This window comes from Pseudoxanthomonas mexicana, from assembly GCF_046736355.1.
GTDB lineage: Bacteria > Pseudomonadota > Gammaproteobacteria > Xanthomonadales > Xanthomonadaceae > Pseudoxanthomonas_A > Pseudoxanthomonas_A mexicana_B.
Map to the genome: position 1 here is coordinate 1,351,209 of NZ_CP157201.1, position 13,387 is coordinate 1,364,595.

The window sequence follows — 13,387 nt, forward strand, 5'->3', positions numbered from 1 at the left end:
CGGTCCAGACGCAGGGAGGCGGCGGATGTGACCGCGATCAGCCGCCGGCCGGGCGGATCGGGACGCGCACTTCCTCTTCCTCGTCGGCCGGGGCGGGCGCGGGCTGCGGCGCGGGCGCTTGCTGTGCGGGCGGCGTGACAGGCGGCGCGCGGTGGCGGGTGATCGTCAGCACGGCCGCACCGGCGATCAGCGCCAGCAGGATCAGGCGCACGCGCCAGGCCCACGAGCGGCGTTTCGGCGCGGCCTCCTCGACATCGGCGAAAGTCAGCGGCGCGGCGGCGCCTGGCCGGGTGGTCTCCAGCAGGCCGGCGGCGCGCAGCAGTTCGCGCGCGCGCGGCTGGTCCTCGGCATGGCGCACCCACAGCGCCGGCTGCTTGTTCAGCGGGGTGGGCTGGTTGTAGCTGAACTGGCTGCCGCGCTTGCTCTTGTACGAGCGCGGATGGCTGATGTAGGTCTCGATGCCATGCTCGTCGAGCAGCCTGGCGACGCCCTCGACGGTTTCCAGGCGCTGGCTGGTGAAGACCTGGCGCATCAGTCTTTCGCCGGTACCAGCGCGGCGGCCTTCGCGTCGGGCACCACGCGGATCAGGCCCTCCTGCGCGGTGCTGGCGACCAGCCGGCCCTGGCGGTCGAAGATCTGCCCGCGCGCCAGTCCGCGCGCGCCCTGCGCGCTGGGGCTGTCGATCGAGTACAGCAGCCAGTCGTCGGCGCGGAACGGGCGGTGGAACCACAGCGCGTGGTCCAGCGAGGCCATCTGCACGTTGGGCTGGTAGTAGCTGATGCCGTGCGGGTAGTTGGCCGTGCCCAGCAACTGGAAGTCGGAGGCGTAGGCCAGCAGCGCGCGGTGCAGCTCGGGCGAGTCGCCGACCGGCTCGGACAGGCGGAACCACACCTGCTGGAACGGCGGACGCTTGGGCGGGTTCAGTTCGTCGCGCGGGTAGACGTGGCGGAACTCGAACGGCCCGCGCCGCGACAGCCAGCGCTGCACTTTCGGCGGCAGCGTCGCCATCACCTCGGCGGGGACCGTCGGCGCGGGGTCGATGTCCTCGGGCCGCGGCACTTCCGGCATCGACAGCTGGTGCTCCACGCCGGCCTCCGGCGCCTGGAACGAGGCGGCGCAGAAGAACACCACCTTGCCGTGCTGGATCGCGGTGACCCGGCGCACCGAGAAGCTGCCGCCGTCGCGGGTGCGATCGACGTCGTAGACGATCGGCGCGTCGATGTCGCCGGCGCGCAGGAAGTAGGCGTGCAGCGAGTGCGCTCGGCGCTCGGCGCCCGGATCGACGGTGGCCTGCGCGGCCGACAGCGCCTGGCCCAGCACCTGCCCGCCGAACACGTACTTGGTGCCGATGTCGCGGCTCTGGCCGCGGAACAGGTCGTCCTCCAGCCGCTCCAGCGACAGCAGCTCGATCAGTTCGGAGACGACGGGTTCGGGCGACGGGGACAAGGCGGGCGGGCTCGCGGGAAAACGGAAGGCGCGATTATACCGGCCCGCCGCCGCGGCCCCGCGTCAACGGGAAGCCCCGGTCAGGGCTTGAGCCGCTGCAGCGTGGTGGCGCGCATCACCCGTTCCCACGGGAAGCGTGGGCCGGGATCGAGCTTGCGCGGCACCTGCACGGAAGGGTCGTCGCTGGCCGGCTCGCGCGCGGTGTCCAGATCCTCGTGGCCGGCGATGTGGCGCAGCGTCGGGATCTCGCGCTGCAACGTGGCCAGCAGCGCGATCAGCGCGGCGATCTGCGCCTCGGTGTACGGCTCGTCCATCGTCTGCCGCGCCGAGTGCAGCCAGTCCGGGTAGCGGCCGGTGTTGACCAGCTCGATGCCGATCGCGCGCGCATTGTGGCCGCGCACGTGGTGGGCGATGCGCTCGGGCCGCACGTAGACGTGGATGCTGCCGTCGCGGTCGATGTAGTAGTGGCCGCTGTTGCCGGTGCCCGAGCCGTACAGCACGCGCTCGCCGGCCACGCGCGCGGCGGCCAGGTCGGGCAGCTCGGTGCAGTGGACGACGACCAGATCGATCCGCTCGCGCGGGCGCGCTTCCAGCCGCTGCTCGTAGGGCAGCGGATCCACGGTCATCGGCGGCAGGGGCGGCAGGTCGGGCAGCATCGCGCAGATGCTAGCACCGTCTCCGCGCCGGGCCGGCGGGCGCTGCGGCGCGGTCAAGTAGACTGGCGTCCCTGCCTTCGCATCCGGAACGCGCCATGCCGCCCAACCCCGATTCCGTCCTCGCCAGGCCGATGGCCACGCTGCCGCGCGCCGGACGCATCGGCAATGCCGGAGAGGCGCGGTGATGCGCGGGCATTGCATCCTCTCGCACGGCTTCGAGAGCGGCCCGGACGCGACCAAGGTCAGCGCCCTGGCCGAGGTGGCCGAGCGGCACGGCTGGACCCACGAACGGCCTGACTACACCGACCTGGACGCGCGCCGCGACGTCAGCGAACTGGGCGACGTGGTCGCGCGCCAGCGCCGCCTGCTGGAACTGGCGCGGGCGGCGGCCGCGCGCGGCCCGCTGGTGCTGGCCGGCTCCAGCCTGGGCTCGTACATCGCCGCGCGGGTGTCGCTGGAAGTGCCGGTGCGCGCGCTGTTCCTGATGGTGCCGCCGACCACGATGGGCCGGCTGCCGGCGCTGGACGCGGCGGCCGTGCCGGTCTCCATCGTCCACGCCTGGCGCGACGAACTGATCCCGGCGCAGGAAGTGATCGACTGGGCGCGGCCGCGCGCGGCGCGCCTGCTGCTGGTCGACGACGGCCACCGCCTGTCTACCAGCGTGGAGACCTCGGCGCGCGCGTTCGCCGAGCTGCTGGCGTCGCTGTGAACCGGGAGGCGCTACCGGGCCTGCGCATCCGCGCCGAGACGCCGGCCGACGCCGACGCGATCGAAGTGCTGACGATGGTCGCGTTCTTCAATGCCGAGCACAGCCGCCACGACGAGCACCGCATCGTCGCCGCCCTGCGCGGGGACGGCGCGCTGGCGGTCTCGCAGGTGGCCGAGCACGACGGCTACGTCGTCGGCCACGCCGCGGCCTCGCCGGTGGGCCTGTCCGACGGTTCGCCGGGCTGGTACGGGCTGGGGCCGATCTCGGTCGGGCCCGGGCACCAGCGCCGCGGCATCGGCACGCGGCTGGTCGAGGCCGTGCTCGACGCCTTGCGCGAACGCGGCGCGGCCGGCTGCGTGGTGCTGGGCGAGCCGGCGTTCTACGCGCGCTTCGGCTTCCGCCACGAGCCGGGGCTGATCCTGCCGGGCGTGCCGCCGGCGTATTTCCAGGCGCTCGCGTTCGGCGACCGCCTGCTGCCGCTGGCCGAGGTGGAATACCACCCGGCCTTCGCCACGGGCGGCTGAACGCCGGCCGCGTCCCCGGATGCGGGTTGCCACCGCCACGGCTATCATGCCGCGTCCCTGCCGGAGTCTTCGTCCAATGCGCCATTGATGCCGCCGTCCCGCCGACGGCAATGCCGCCGCCCATCCTGTCCGGATCGGCGCGTGACCTTGCATCCAATGGAGTACCGCATGACGCATCCGTCGCTTTCGCTCGAAGGCGTGTCGCATGTCCTGCCCGACGGCAGGATCCTGTTTCCACCGCTCACCCTCCGCTTCGACGCCACCGCGACCGGCCTGGTCGGCGGCAACGGCGTCGGCAAGAGCGTGCTGGCGCGCATCCTGGCCGGCGAGCTGGCGCCGACGGCGGGCCGCCGCCTTGCCTCCGGGCACGTCCACTACCTGCCGCAGCAGATCGCCTGCGCGCCCGGCGATACCGTGGCGACGCTGGCCGGCATCGCCGACGTGCTCGGCGCACTGGCGCGGATCGAGGCCGGCGGCTGCGCCGTGGCCGACTACGAGTGCATCGGCGAGCGTTGGGACATCGAGCAGCGCCTTGCCGCCGAACTGGCGCGCGCAGGCCTGGACGGGCTCGGCGCGGACACGCCGACGGCGCATCTCAGCGGTGGCGAGGCGATGCGGGTGGCGCTGGCCGGTGCGTGGCTGGCGCAGCCGGATTTCCTGATCCTCGACGAGCCGAGCAACCATCTCGATCGCCATCACCGCCGCGAACTGCGCGATCAACTGGCGCAGTGGCCGCGCGGCCTGCTGGTCGTCAGCCACGATCGCGGCCTGCTGGAAGACATGCGGCGGATCGTCGAGCTCTCCGCGCACGGCGTGCGCGACTACGGCGGCGGCTACGGTTTCTACGCGCAGGCCCGGGCCGGGGAACGCGAAGCGGCGCAGGCGCTGCTGGAGCAGCGAAGGCTGGAACGCCGCCGGGGCGAACGGTCGCTGCAGCAGCAGCGCGAGCGGCAGCAGCGCCGCACCATGCGCGGCGATCGCCAGGCGCAGCAGGCCAACCAGGCGCCGATCCTGCTCGGCCGGCAGAAGGAGCGCAGCCAGGCCAGCGCCGGCCGGCTGGATCGCCGCCATGCCGAAGAACAGGGCCGGCTTGACGCCCAGGTGCGCGAGGCCGCGCGCCATGTCGAACGGGACGCGGAAATCGCCCTGCTGGCCCCGCTGCCGGAAATCGCGCGCCGGCGGCGGATCGCCACGCTGGAAGCGGTGGCGCTGGCGTTCGGTCCGGCCCGCCGCCATCGACTCGATCTGATCCTGTCCGGCGGCCAGCGCCTTGCCGTCACCGGCGGCAACGGCGCCGGCAAATCGACGCTGCTGCGCACGCTGGCCGGCGAACTGGCGCCTGTGGCCGGCCGCAGCACGACCCATGTCGCGGCGGCGTTCCTCGACCAGCGCCTGGCGGGACTGGATCCGGACACCGGCGTGCTGGAACAGTTGCGCACCGCCAATCCAGAGGCCGCCGAGCCGGAACTGCGCACCCGGCTGGCGCTGCTCGGGCTGGAGGCGGACCGCATCGGCATCCCCAGCGGCCGGCTCAGCGGCGGCGAGCGGTTGAAGGCGGCGCTCGCCTGCGTGCTCTACGCCGCGCATCCGCCGACGCTGCTGCTGCTCGACGAACCCGGCAACCATCTCGACCTGCCCTCGCTGGAGGCGCTGGAACGGATGCTGCGCGCCTATCCCGGGACACTGCTGGTGGTCTCGCACGACGACGCGTTCCTCGAACGGCTGGACCTGCACGAGCGGCTGCACATCGCCGACGACGGCTGGCGGCGGCAACCGTGGCGAGCGTCGCTGGACTGGTAAACGCAGGCGCGATAGCCGATCATTGCGCCCCAGCCCTCGACGGCCCCGCCTTCCCGCATCCGGGCGTCCCGTCCCACCCGCGGCCGCCGCACCTTCGCGCCGTCTCCAGCCGATACCCGTCCACGTGAAATTCTTCGTTTCCTGCGCCAAGGGCCTGGAATACCTGCTTGCCGACGAACTGGTCGCGCTGGGCGCCGCGCGCGCCACCGCCACCATCGCCGGCGTCAACGCCGAGGGCGAACTGGCCGACGCGCAGCGCGCGGTGCTGTGGTCGCGGCTGGCCAGCCGCGTGCTGTGGCCGCTGGCCGAGTTCGACTGCCCCGACGAGCTGGCGCTGTACGAAGGCGTCGCCGCGCTGCCGTGGCCCGAGCACCTGGCGCCGGCGCACACGCTGGCGGTCGATGCGCACGTGTCGGGCACGACCATCACCCATGCGCGCTACGCCGCGCAGCGGGTCAAGGACGCGGTGGTCGACACGATGCGCAGCGAAGGCCTGGAGCGCCCGTCGGTCGATACCGACGCGCCGGACCTGCGCCTGAACCTGTCGCTGCGCAAGGGCAGGGCGACGCTGTCGGTGGATCTGGGCGGCGGCCCGCTGCACCGGCGCGGCTGGCGGCAGGCGCAGAACGAGGCGCCGCTGAAGGAGAACCTGGCCGCGGCGGTGCTGCTGCGCGGCGGCTGGCCGGCGCTGTACCACGAGGGCGGCGCGCTGCTGGATCCGATGTGCGGCAGCGGCACGCTGCTGATCGAAGGTGCGTTGATGGCGGCCGACGTCGCGCCCGGTTTGCAGCGGCACGGCAACGCGCTGCCGTCGCGCTGGCGCGGTTTCGATGCCACCGGCTGGCGCGCGCTGCACGCCGATGCGGTCATGCGCGAGACGGCCGGACGCGCCGCGCTGAAGCCGGTGTTCCACGGCAGCGACATCGACCCGCGCGCGTTGCGCGCGGCGCAGGACAACGCGGTGCTGGCCGGTCTGGCGGGCCAGATCCGCTTCGTCCGATGCGACGTGGCGGATCTGGCGCCGCCGGCCGAGGCGCGCGGCCTGGCCGTGTGCAACCCGCCGTACGACGAGCGCCTGGCCGCCGATGCGGATCTGTACCGCCTGCTCGGCGACGCGCTGCGGCGCGCGGTGCCGCAGTGGCGCGCCAGCCTGCTGTGCGGCGACGCCGAACTGGCGCACGCCACCGGCCTGCGCGCGGGCAAGAAGTACCAGTTGTTCAACGGCGCGATCGAGTGCGCGCTGATCGTCTGCGACCCGATCGCGCCGCCGGCGCGCGAACCGCGCGAGCCGCGGCCGTTGTCCGAGGGCGCGCAGATGGTCGCCAACCGCCTGCGCAAGAACCTGAAGAAGGCCAAGGGCTGGCGCGAGCGCGAAGGCGTGACCTGCTGGCGCGCCTACGACGCCGACCTGCCCGAGTACGCCGCCGCCATCGACGTCTACGCCGAGCACGACGGCGCCGGGCGCACCTTCCTGCACGTGCAGGAATACGCCGCGCCGGCCAGCATCCCCGAGGCCGACGTGCGCCGGCGCTTCGGCGATCTGCTGGCCGCCGCGCGCGAGGTGTTCGCGGTGCCGGCCGAGCAGGTGGCGGTCAAGTCGCGCGAGCGCGGCAAGGGTGGCAGCAAGTACGCCGACGTGCGCGGCCGCGCGCAGCCGCGCGGCGAATTCGTCACCGTCAGCGAGCACGGTGCGCTGCTGCGGGTGAACCTGTTCGATTACCTGGACACCGGCCTGTTCCTCGACCATCGGCCGCTGCGTGGGCAGATGGCGAAGGAGGCGCGGGGCAGGCGCTTCCTCAACCTGTTCTGCTACACCGGCGTGGCCAGCGTGCAGGCGGCGGTCGCCGGCGCGGCCGCCACCACCAGCGTGGACCTGTCGGCGACCTACCTGCAATGGTGCGCCGACAACCTCGCCCTCAACGGCCTGGCCGGCGCGCGCCACCGGCTGGTGCAGGCCGACGCGCTGGCCTGGCTGGAAGCCGAGCAGGACGAGTACGACCTGATCTTCTGCGACCCGCCGACGTTCTCCAATTCCGCGCGCGCCGACGACTTCGACGTGCAGAAGGAACACGTGCGGCTGCTGCGCGCGGCGGTGGCGCGGCTGGCGCCGGGCGGGGTGCTGTACTTCAGCAACAACTTCCGGCGCTTCAGGCTGGACGAGGAAGCGATCGCGGCGTTCGCCGACTGCCGCGAAATCAGCACGCGGACGATTCCCCCGGATTTCGAGCGCAACCCGCGCATCCACCGTGCGTGGCGGCTGACGCGGCGGCAGGGCTGAATTCCAGCGCCGGCCATGCCGGCGCTTCCCCCTGCGGGCTCATGTATCGATCAGGCCCCGCTGCGGCTTGCAGAACGGGGCCTTTCGCAGGATGCACGGAATCACGGCACGGGACGATTCAGCGCCTCTTCCGGTTCGATTCATCGGACGGTGGGGGGCAGACACCGGCAGGCCGGGTTGGCGCCACCCGTCCAGCCTTCTGGATGAAGGGATGCCGGACGGATGGCGCCAACCCGGACTGCCGGGTGTGCGCTTGTGGAACCGGCGATGCCGGGCGCGCCCTCAGTGCCCGACCAGCAGCACGAACGGGCCGAGCTGTGAGTTCATCGACACCGCGTGCGCGTTGTCGCCGGCGATCAGCTGCGCGGCCGGGACGCCGGCTTCCGGCGGGCAGGCGCGGTAGCGGGCGTCGTCGGCCAGGGTGTCGCGCACGACATACCCCATCAGCACGTTGACCACCTCGCTGAGCGCGTCGATGGCCAGTTCGTCGTCGCATTCCTCCGGCGGGATCGACAGCAGCGTGCTGGCCATTCGTCGCATCGTCGCCTGGTCGCAGCCGATGCCGATCATCAGCGGCTGCTCGCCCTCGATGCGCACGTGCGCGGCGACCTCGCAGCCGCGCAGCGCTTCGTCGTCGGCCAGGCCGGCCGCCTGGCACTGGCTGGCCAGCAGGCGCGGGAACAGGCGGTGGCTGACGCGGATGGCCGCGGTGGCGGTCTCGGCCAGGGGCCCGGAGATGCCGATGGCCAGCGCGTGGTTGGCTTCGTCCAGGTCGGCGCGGTGGGCTTCCAGGTGGCCGGCCAGCTCCGCGTCGGTCAGCACGCCCTGTTCGACCAGGATCTGGCCGAACAGCTTGCGCCCGGCTTTCTGCGCGGCCAGCAGATCCTCGATCTGCGCCTCGTCCAGCAGGCCCATTTCCTGGGCGATGTCGCCGAAGCGGCGGTCTTCGGCGCGCTGGCGCTCGTTGACGCGGCGCGCCTGCGCATCGGTCAGCAGGCCGCGCTGCACCGCCAGCTCGCCCAGCAGCGGGTTGGAGACGCGCTGCGCCTCGATGGCCGCCAGCAGTTGCTCCGGGGTGATGGCGCCGCGTTCGAGCAGGAACTGGCCGAGGAATTTTGCTGCCATGAGTCGTCTCTCGCAGTGATGTCGTGAAAGGGAAGGACGACGCGGCTTCAGGCCACGGCTTCGTGCAGGATGCGGTCCATCGCTTCCGGATCGATGGGCTTCTGCAGGTAGGACCTGGCGCCCAGTTTCAGGCAATCCTCGATGTCGCTCTGCGCACCGAGCGAGCTGAGGATGACCACGCGCGCCTGCGGGTCGTGCTGCAGGATGCGGCCCAGCGCCTGCTTGCCGTCGCACTCGGGCATCACCAGGTCCATCAGCACCAGGTCGGGCTTGAGCGCCTGGTACTGGCTGACCGCTTCCAGGCCGTTGCCGGCTTCGCCGACCACCTCGAAGCCGCAGTCGGCCAGTTGCCGGGCGGCCAGCATGCGCAGCGCGCGCGAATCGTCGCAGAGCAGTACGGTTGGACGTGTCATCGGAGCGGATCCTGTGCGGGTGGAAGGGCGGCCGCGCCCCCGCATGCGGGAGTGCCATCCAGGCCTGTATCGGCCATGTTTCCGCAGACTTGAGCGCGTCGCGCGCGCGTCCCGGTCAGCCGCCGGACAGCAGGATCAGCGCGTGCAGGAGCAGGCCGATCAGGCCGCCGACCAGGGTGCCGTTGAAGCGGATGTACTGCAGGTCGCGGCCCACGCTCAGTTCCAGCTGCTCGACCAGGTGGCGCTCGTCCCAGTCGTGGATGGTCTGGGCGATGTAGTCGGTGACGCCGCCGCGCAGGCGCGTGGTCAGCTTCTCGGCGCCGGCCATCAGGTGCTGGTTGATCGCCGCGCGCAGTTCGGGGTCGCGCTGCAGCGATTGCGCGAACGCGGCCAGCGAGCGTTGCAGGTGCGCGGCCAGCGCCGAGTCCTCGCGTGCCAGATCGCGGCGCAGGCCGGTGTGGATCTCGTCCCACACGCTCTGCACGTATTCCTGCAGGCTGGGGTGCTCGATCAGCCGCTGCTTGATCGCCTCGACCTGGGCGATCAGCGTGGGATCCTCGCGCAACCTTTGCAGGTAGCCGGCCACCCACGCCTCGTAGTCCTGCCGGATCGGGTGGCCGGGCTGCGCCAGCACCTGCTGCAACTCTTCCACCAGCGCGCGCGCCAGCCGCTCGGCCAGCGAATCGGCCATGCCTTCGACCGGGCGCACCCAGTCCACCGTGCCGATCAGGCGCGGCCATTCCCGGCGCGCGAAGCGCAGGATCATCTCCGACACGCGCTGCTTGACCGCATCGTCGTCCAGCAGCACGCCAAGCCGCTGCAACGCCTCGTCGAGCAGGCGCTGGTGGCGGCCTTCGCGGGTCAGCAGTTGCAGCACCTCGCCGGCGCTGGCGGCGACGTTCCAGGCTTGCAGGCGGGCGACGACGAAGCCGTGGATGGCGCGGCGCACCGCGGCCTCGTCGAGCAGGTCCAGCGCCTGCAGGGCCCAGCCGCGCGCCATCCCGGCCAGCCGCGCCGACTGCTGCGGCTGCGCCAGCCACTGGCCCAGCCGCACGGCCGGGTCGAACACCTGCAGGCGCTCGAGCAGCCGCTCCGGTTGCAGGAAGTGATCGCGCACGAACGCGGCCAGGCTGTCGCCGATGCGCCGCTTGCTGCGCGGGATGATCGCGGTGTGCGGGATCGGCAGCCCCAGCGGATGGCGGAACAGCGCCACCACCGCGAACCAGTCGGCCAGCGCGCCGACCGTGGCGGCCTCGCAGAACGCCGCCACCCACGCCCACGCACCGCGGTTGCCCATGTAGTGGCTGAACACGAAGCCGGACAGCATCGCCAGCAGCAGCGCCAGCGCCCAGCCCTTCATCCGCCGCAGCTGCGCGCGGCGCGGATCGTCGGGGGATGAGGCGGGCAGGGGCATCGCGGGGGAGTCTACATGGGGGAGGTGTAGTGAATGGGGAATGGGGAATGGGCGAGCCTACCGCGCCTGGCTCGTCATCCCAGCGCAAGCTGGGATCCATTTTGCTGTTGCTGTTGTTGTTGCTATTGCTTCGACTTTAGACAAGCAAAGTCAAAATCAAAATGGATCCCAGCTTGCGCTGGGATGACGAGCAAAGGCGATACGCTCTTCCCGATTCCCGATTCCCGATTCCCGATTCCCGATTCCCGATTCCCGATTCCCGATTCCCGATTCCCGATTCCCGATTCCCGATTCCCGATTCCCCAATCCCCAATCCCCAATCCCAGCTTTCATCCCATCGTCGGCATCACGAATTCCGCCCGCCGCTCGCCCTCCGGCCAGCGCGCGGTGATCGTCTTCAGCCGCGTGTAGAAACGCACGCCGTCCGGGCCGTGCACGTGCAGCGGGCCGAACAGCGAGCGCTTCCAGCCGCCGAAGCTGTGGAAGGCCATCGGCACCGGGATCGGCACGTTGATGCCGACCATGCCGGCCTGCACGCGGTGGGCGAACTCGCGCGCGGCGCCGCCGTCGCGGGTGAAGACCGCCGTGCCGTTGCCGTATTCGTGCCCGTTGACCAGTTCCAGCGCGCTCTCCAGGTCCGGCACGCGCACCACGCACAGCACCGGCCCGAAGATCTCCTCGCGGTAGAGGCGCATCGACGGCGTCACGCGGTCGAACAGGCAGCCGCCGAGGAAGAAACCGCCGTCATGGCCTTCCACCGCGCAGGCGCGGCCATCGACCACCAGCGTCGCGCCTTCGGCCACGCCGGCGTCGACGTGGCCGCGCACCTTGTCGCGGTGCGCGGCGGTGACCAGCGGACCCATTTCCGGGTCCTCGCAGCCCGGGCCGATCCGCAATGCGGCGACCTTAGGCGCGAGCCTTTCCACCAGCGCGTCGGCGGTGGCCTCGCCCACGCATACCGCCACCGAGATCGCCATGCAGCGCTCGCCGGCCGAGCCGTAGCCGGCGCCGAGCAGCGCCGAGACCGCGCCGTCCAGGTCGGCGTCGGGCAGCACCACCATGTGGTTCTTGGCACCGCCCAGCGCCTGCACGCGCTTGCCGGCGGCGCAGCCGCGCGCGTAGACGTACTCGGCGATCGGCGTGGAGCCGACGAAGCTCACCGCCTGCACGCGCGGTTCGTCCAGCAGCGCGTCCACCGCCGCCTTGTCGCCGTGCACGACGTTGAACGCGCCGTCCGGCAGGCCGGCCTGCCGGAGCAGTTCGGCCAGCAGCAGCGATGCGGACGGATCGCGCTCGGACGGTTTCAATACGAAAGTGTTGCCGCAGGCCAGCGCCACCGGGAACATCCACAGCGGCACCATCGCCGGGAAGTTGAACGGAGTGATGCCGGCGGCCACGCCCAGCGGCGCGCATTCGGTCCACGAATCGACGCCGCGGCCGACGTTCATCGAATGCTCGCCCTTGAGCAGGTGCGGGATGCCGCAGGCGAACTCCACCACCTCCAGCCCGCGCGCGACTTCGCCGCGCGCGTCGGACAGCGCCTTGCCGTGTTCGGAAACGATGATCCTGGCCAGATCGTCGGCGCGCCGCTCCAGCAGTTCCCTGAAGCGGAACATCACCCGCGCGCGGTTCGGCGGCGTGGTGGCGGCCCAGTCCGGGAAGGCGGCGGACGCGGCATCCACCGCTTGCGCGACTTCGTCGCTCGAGGCCAGCGGCACGCGCGCGGTGACGGCGCCGGTGGCGGGATCGAACACATCGCCGAAGCGGCCGCTGCCGCCTTCCCTCCGTTGGCCGTTGACATAGTGGTGCAGCGGATGGGGCATGCGATTCTCCCGATGTCATGGCTTCCGTGGGAGCGACGTCAGTCGCGACTTACGTCGCTCCCACGGGAAACGCCACGCTTACACCAGCGCCTGCCGCGCCGGCACGTACTCGTAGCCCAGGTCGTCGGCGACCGCCTTGTAGGTGATCTTGCCGGCGTGCACGTTCAGGCCGTTGAGCAGGTGCTCGTCGTCCAGCATCGCCCTGGCGCCCTTGTTGGCCAGCTGGATCGCGTAGGGCAGGGTGGCGTTGGTCAGCGCGAAGGTCGAGGTGCGGGCGACGCCGCCGGGCATGTTGGCCACGCAGTAGTGGATGATGCCGTCCACCTCGTAGGTCGGGTTCTGGTGGGTGGTGGCCTTGGAGGTCTCAAAGCAGCCGCCCTGGTCGATCGCCACGTCCACCAGCACCGAGCCCGGGCGCATCAGCTTGAGCTGCTCGCGCGAGACCAGCTTGGGCGCGGCCGCGCCTGGGATCAGCACCGCGCCGATCACCAGGTCGGTGTACGGCAGGCGCTCCTCGATGGCGTCGTGGGTCGAGTAGATGGTGGTGAGCTGGTGGCCGTAGACCTCGTCGAGGTACTTCAGGCGATCCAGCGAGCGGTCGAGGATGGTGACGTGCGCGTTCAGGCCCATCGCCATGCGCGCGGCGTTGATGCCGACCACGCCGCCGCCGATCACCAGCACCTCGGCCGGCTTGACGCCCGGCACGCCGCCCAGCAGCACGCCGGAGCCGCCCTGCGCCTTCTCCAGCGCGTGCGCGCCGGCCTGGATCGACATGCGCCCGGCGACCTCGCTCATCGGCGCCAGCAGCGGCAGGCCGCCCTTGCGATCGGTGACGGTCTCGTAGGCGATGGCGGTGCAGCCGGACTTGACCAGCGCGGCGGTCTGCTCCGGATCCGGGGCCAGGTGCAGGTAGGTGTACAGCAACTGGCCGGGGCGCAGCATCGCGCACTCGACCGGCTGCGGCTCCTTGACCTTGATGATCATGTCGGCGCGGGCAAAGATTTCCTGCGCGGTGTCGACGATCTCCGCGCCGGCCTTGGCGTACTGGTCGTCGGTCAGGCCGATGGCCTTGCCGCCGTCGCGCTGGACGATGACCTGGTGGCCATGCGCGATCAGTTCGCGCGCGCCGGCCGGGGTCAGGCCGATGCGGTATTCGTGGTTCTTTATTTCCTTGGGGACGCCGATCAACATTTGAGGAA

Annotated in this window: 12 protein-coding genes; 4 read left to right on the forward strand and 8 right to left on the reverse strand. The window is 71.6% G+C overall.

Features of this window, described 5'->3' with window-relative positions; all coding sequences use genetic code 11:
* Positions 1 to 37: 37 nt before the first annotated feature.
* The 3 genes from AAG688_RS06135 to AAG688_RS06145 form a co-directional block, all read right to left on the reverse strand.
* Positions 38 to 532 carry a pathogenicity-like protein gene (locus AAG688_RS06135; protein ID WP_411834481.1) on the reverse strand — a complete coding sequence of 165 codons (495 nt, stop codon included), beginning with the start codon at positions 530 to 532 and terminating at the stop codon, positions 38 to 40.
* Positions 532 to 1,446, reverse strand: coding sequence for an acyl-CoA thioesterase II (gene tesB, locus AAG688_RS06140; RefSeq protein ID WP_411834482.1), 915 nt, complete (start codon positions 1,444 to 1,446; stop codon positions 532 to 534). Before tesB ends, AAG688_RS06135 begins: the two co-directional genes overlap by 1 nt.
* Positions 1,447 to 1,526: 80 nt before the next feature.
* The gene (locus AAG688_RS06145; RefSeq protein ID WP_411834483.1) at positions 1,527 to 2,102 is read right to left on the reverse strand and encodes an N-acetylmuramoyl-L-alanine amidase; all 576 of its coding nucleotides are present in this window, start codon (positions 2,100 to 2,102) and stop codon (positions 1,527 to 1,529) included.
* Between the two features lie 181 nt (positions 2,103 to 2,283).
* Here AAG688_RS06145 and AAG688_RS06150 point away from each other — a divergent pair, with 181 nt between their 5' ends.
* The 4 genes from AAG688_RS06150 to rlmKL all read left to right on the forward strand — a co-directional run bounded on the left by AAG688_RS06150 (position 2,284) and on the right by rlmKL (position 7,413).
* Positions 2,284 to 2,811: a YqiA/YcfP family alpha/beta fold hydrolase gene (locus AAG688_RS06150; protein ID WP_411834484.1), complete on the forward strand. Its 528-nt coding sequence runs from the start codon at positions 2,284 to 2,286 to the stop codon at positions 2,809 to 2,811.
* Positions 2,812 to 2,885: 74 nt separating this feature from the next.
* On the forward strand, positions 2,886 to 3,335 hold the full coding sequence (locus AAG688_RS06155; protein WP_411834950.1) for a GNAT family N-acetyltransferase: 450 nt from the start codon (positions 2,886 to 2,888) through the stop codon (positions 3,333 to 3,335).
* A 168-nt stretch (positions 3,336 to 3,503) separates the two neighbouring features.
* Positions 3,504 to 5,135: an ABC-F family ATP-binding cassette domain-containing protein gene (locus AAG688_RS06160; RefSeq protein ID WP_411834485.1), complete on the forward strand. Its 1,632-nt coding sequence runs from the start codon at positions 3,504 to 3,506 to the stop codon at positions 5,133 to 5,135.
* A gap of 124 nt (positions 5,136 to 5,259) precedes the next feature.
* The gene (rlmKL, locus tag AAG688_RS06165) at positions 5,260 to 7,413 is read left to right on the forward strand and encodes a bifunctional 23S rRNA (guanine(2069)-N(7))-methyltransferase RlmK/23S rRNA (guanine(2445)-N(2))-methyltransferase RlmL (protein ID WP_411834486.1); all 2,154 of its coding nucleotides are present in this window, start codon (positions 5,260 to 5,262) and stop codon (positions 7,411 to 7,413) included.
* 282 nt (positions 7,414 to 7,695) lie between these two features.
* Here the strand turns inward: rlmKL and AAG688_RS06170 are convergent, their stop codons facing one another.
* The 5 genes from AAG688_RS06170 to ald form a co-directional block, all read right to left on the reverse strand.
* Complete coding sequence (locus AAG688_RS06170; RefSeq protein ID WP_411834487.1) at positions 7,696 to 8,538, reverse strand: chemotaxis protein CheX; 843 nt, start codon at positions 8,536 to 8,538, stop codon at positions 7,696 to 7,698.
* A gap of 47 nt (positions 8,539 to 8,585) precedes the next feature.
* A complete protein-coding gene (locus AAG688_RS06175; protein WP_411834488.1) occupies positions 8,586 to 8,951 on the reverse strand; it encodes a response regulator in 366 nt (121 codons plus the stop codon).
* Positions 8,952 to 9,066: 115 nt separating this feature from the next.
* Positions 9,067 to 10,365 (reverse strand): DUF445 domain-containing protein, encoded by a 1,299-nt coding sequence (locus AAG688_RS06180; protein ID WP_411834489.1) that lies wholly within the window; start codon positions 10,363 to 10,365, stop codon positions 9,067 to 9,069.
* A 329-nt stretch (positions 10,366 to 10,694) separates the two neighbouring features.
* Positions 10,695 to 12,188: a CoA-acylating methylmalonate-semialdehyde dehydrogenase gene (locus AAG688_RS06185; protein WP_411834490.1), complete on the reverse strand. Its 1,494-nt coding sequence runs from the start codon at positions 12,186 to 12,188 to the stop codon at positions 10,695 to 10,697.
* 78 nt (positions 12,189 to 12,266) lie between these two features.
* Positions 12,267 to 13,379, reverse strand: coding sequence for an alanine dehydrogenase (gene ald, locus AAG688_RS06190; protein WP_411834491.1), 1,113 nt, complete (start codon positions 13,377 to 13,379; stop codon positions 12,267 to 12,269).
* Positions 13,380 to 13,387 lie beyond the last annotated feature (8 nt).

Excerpts from the sequence above, each read along its gene's own strand:
- AAG688_RS06135 (WP_411834481.1), bottom strand. The coding sequence starts at position 532 with ATGCGCCAGGTCTTCACCAGCCAGCGCCTGGAAACCGTCGAGGGCGTC.
- AAG688_RS06145 (WP_411834483.1), bottom strand. The coding sequence starts at position 2,102 with ATGCTGCCCGACCTGCCGCCCCTGCCGCCGATGACCGTGGATCCGCTG.
- AAG688_RS06155 (WP_411834950.1), top strand. The coding sequence starts at position 2,886 with ATGGTCGCGTTCTTCAATGCCGAGCACAGCCGCCACGACGAGCACCGC.
- AAG688_RS06160 (WP_411834485.1), top strand. The coding sequence starts at position 3,504 with ATGACGCATCCGTCGCTTTCGCTCGAAGGCGTGTCGCATGTCCTGCCC.
- AAG688_RS06170 (WP_411834487.1), bottom strand. The coding sequence starts at position 8,538 with ATGGCAGCAAAATTCCTCGGCCAGTTCCTGCTCGAACGCGGCGCCATC.
- AAG688_RS06175 (WP_411834488.1), bottom strand. The coding sequence starts at position 8,951 with ATGACACGTCCAACCGTACTGCTCTGCGACGATTCGCGCGCGCTGCGC.
- AAG688_RS06180 (WP_411834489.1), bottom strand. The coding sequence starts at position 10,365 with ATGCCCCTGCCCGCCTCATCCCCCGACGATCCGCGCCGCGCGCAGCTG.
- AAG688_RS06185 (WP_411834490.1), bottom strand. The coding sequence starts at position 12,188 with ATGCCCCATCCGCTGCACCACTATGTCAACGGCCAACGGAGGGAAGGC.
- ald (WP_411834491.1), bottom strand. The coding sequence starts at position 13,379 with ATGTTGATCGGCGTCCCCAAGGAAATAAAGAACCACGAATACCGCATC.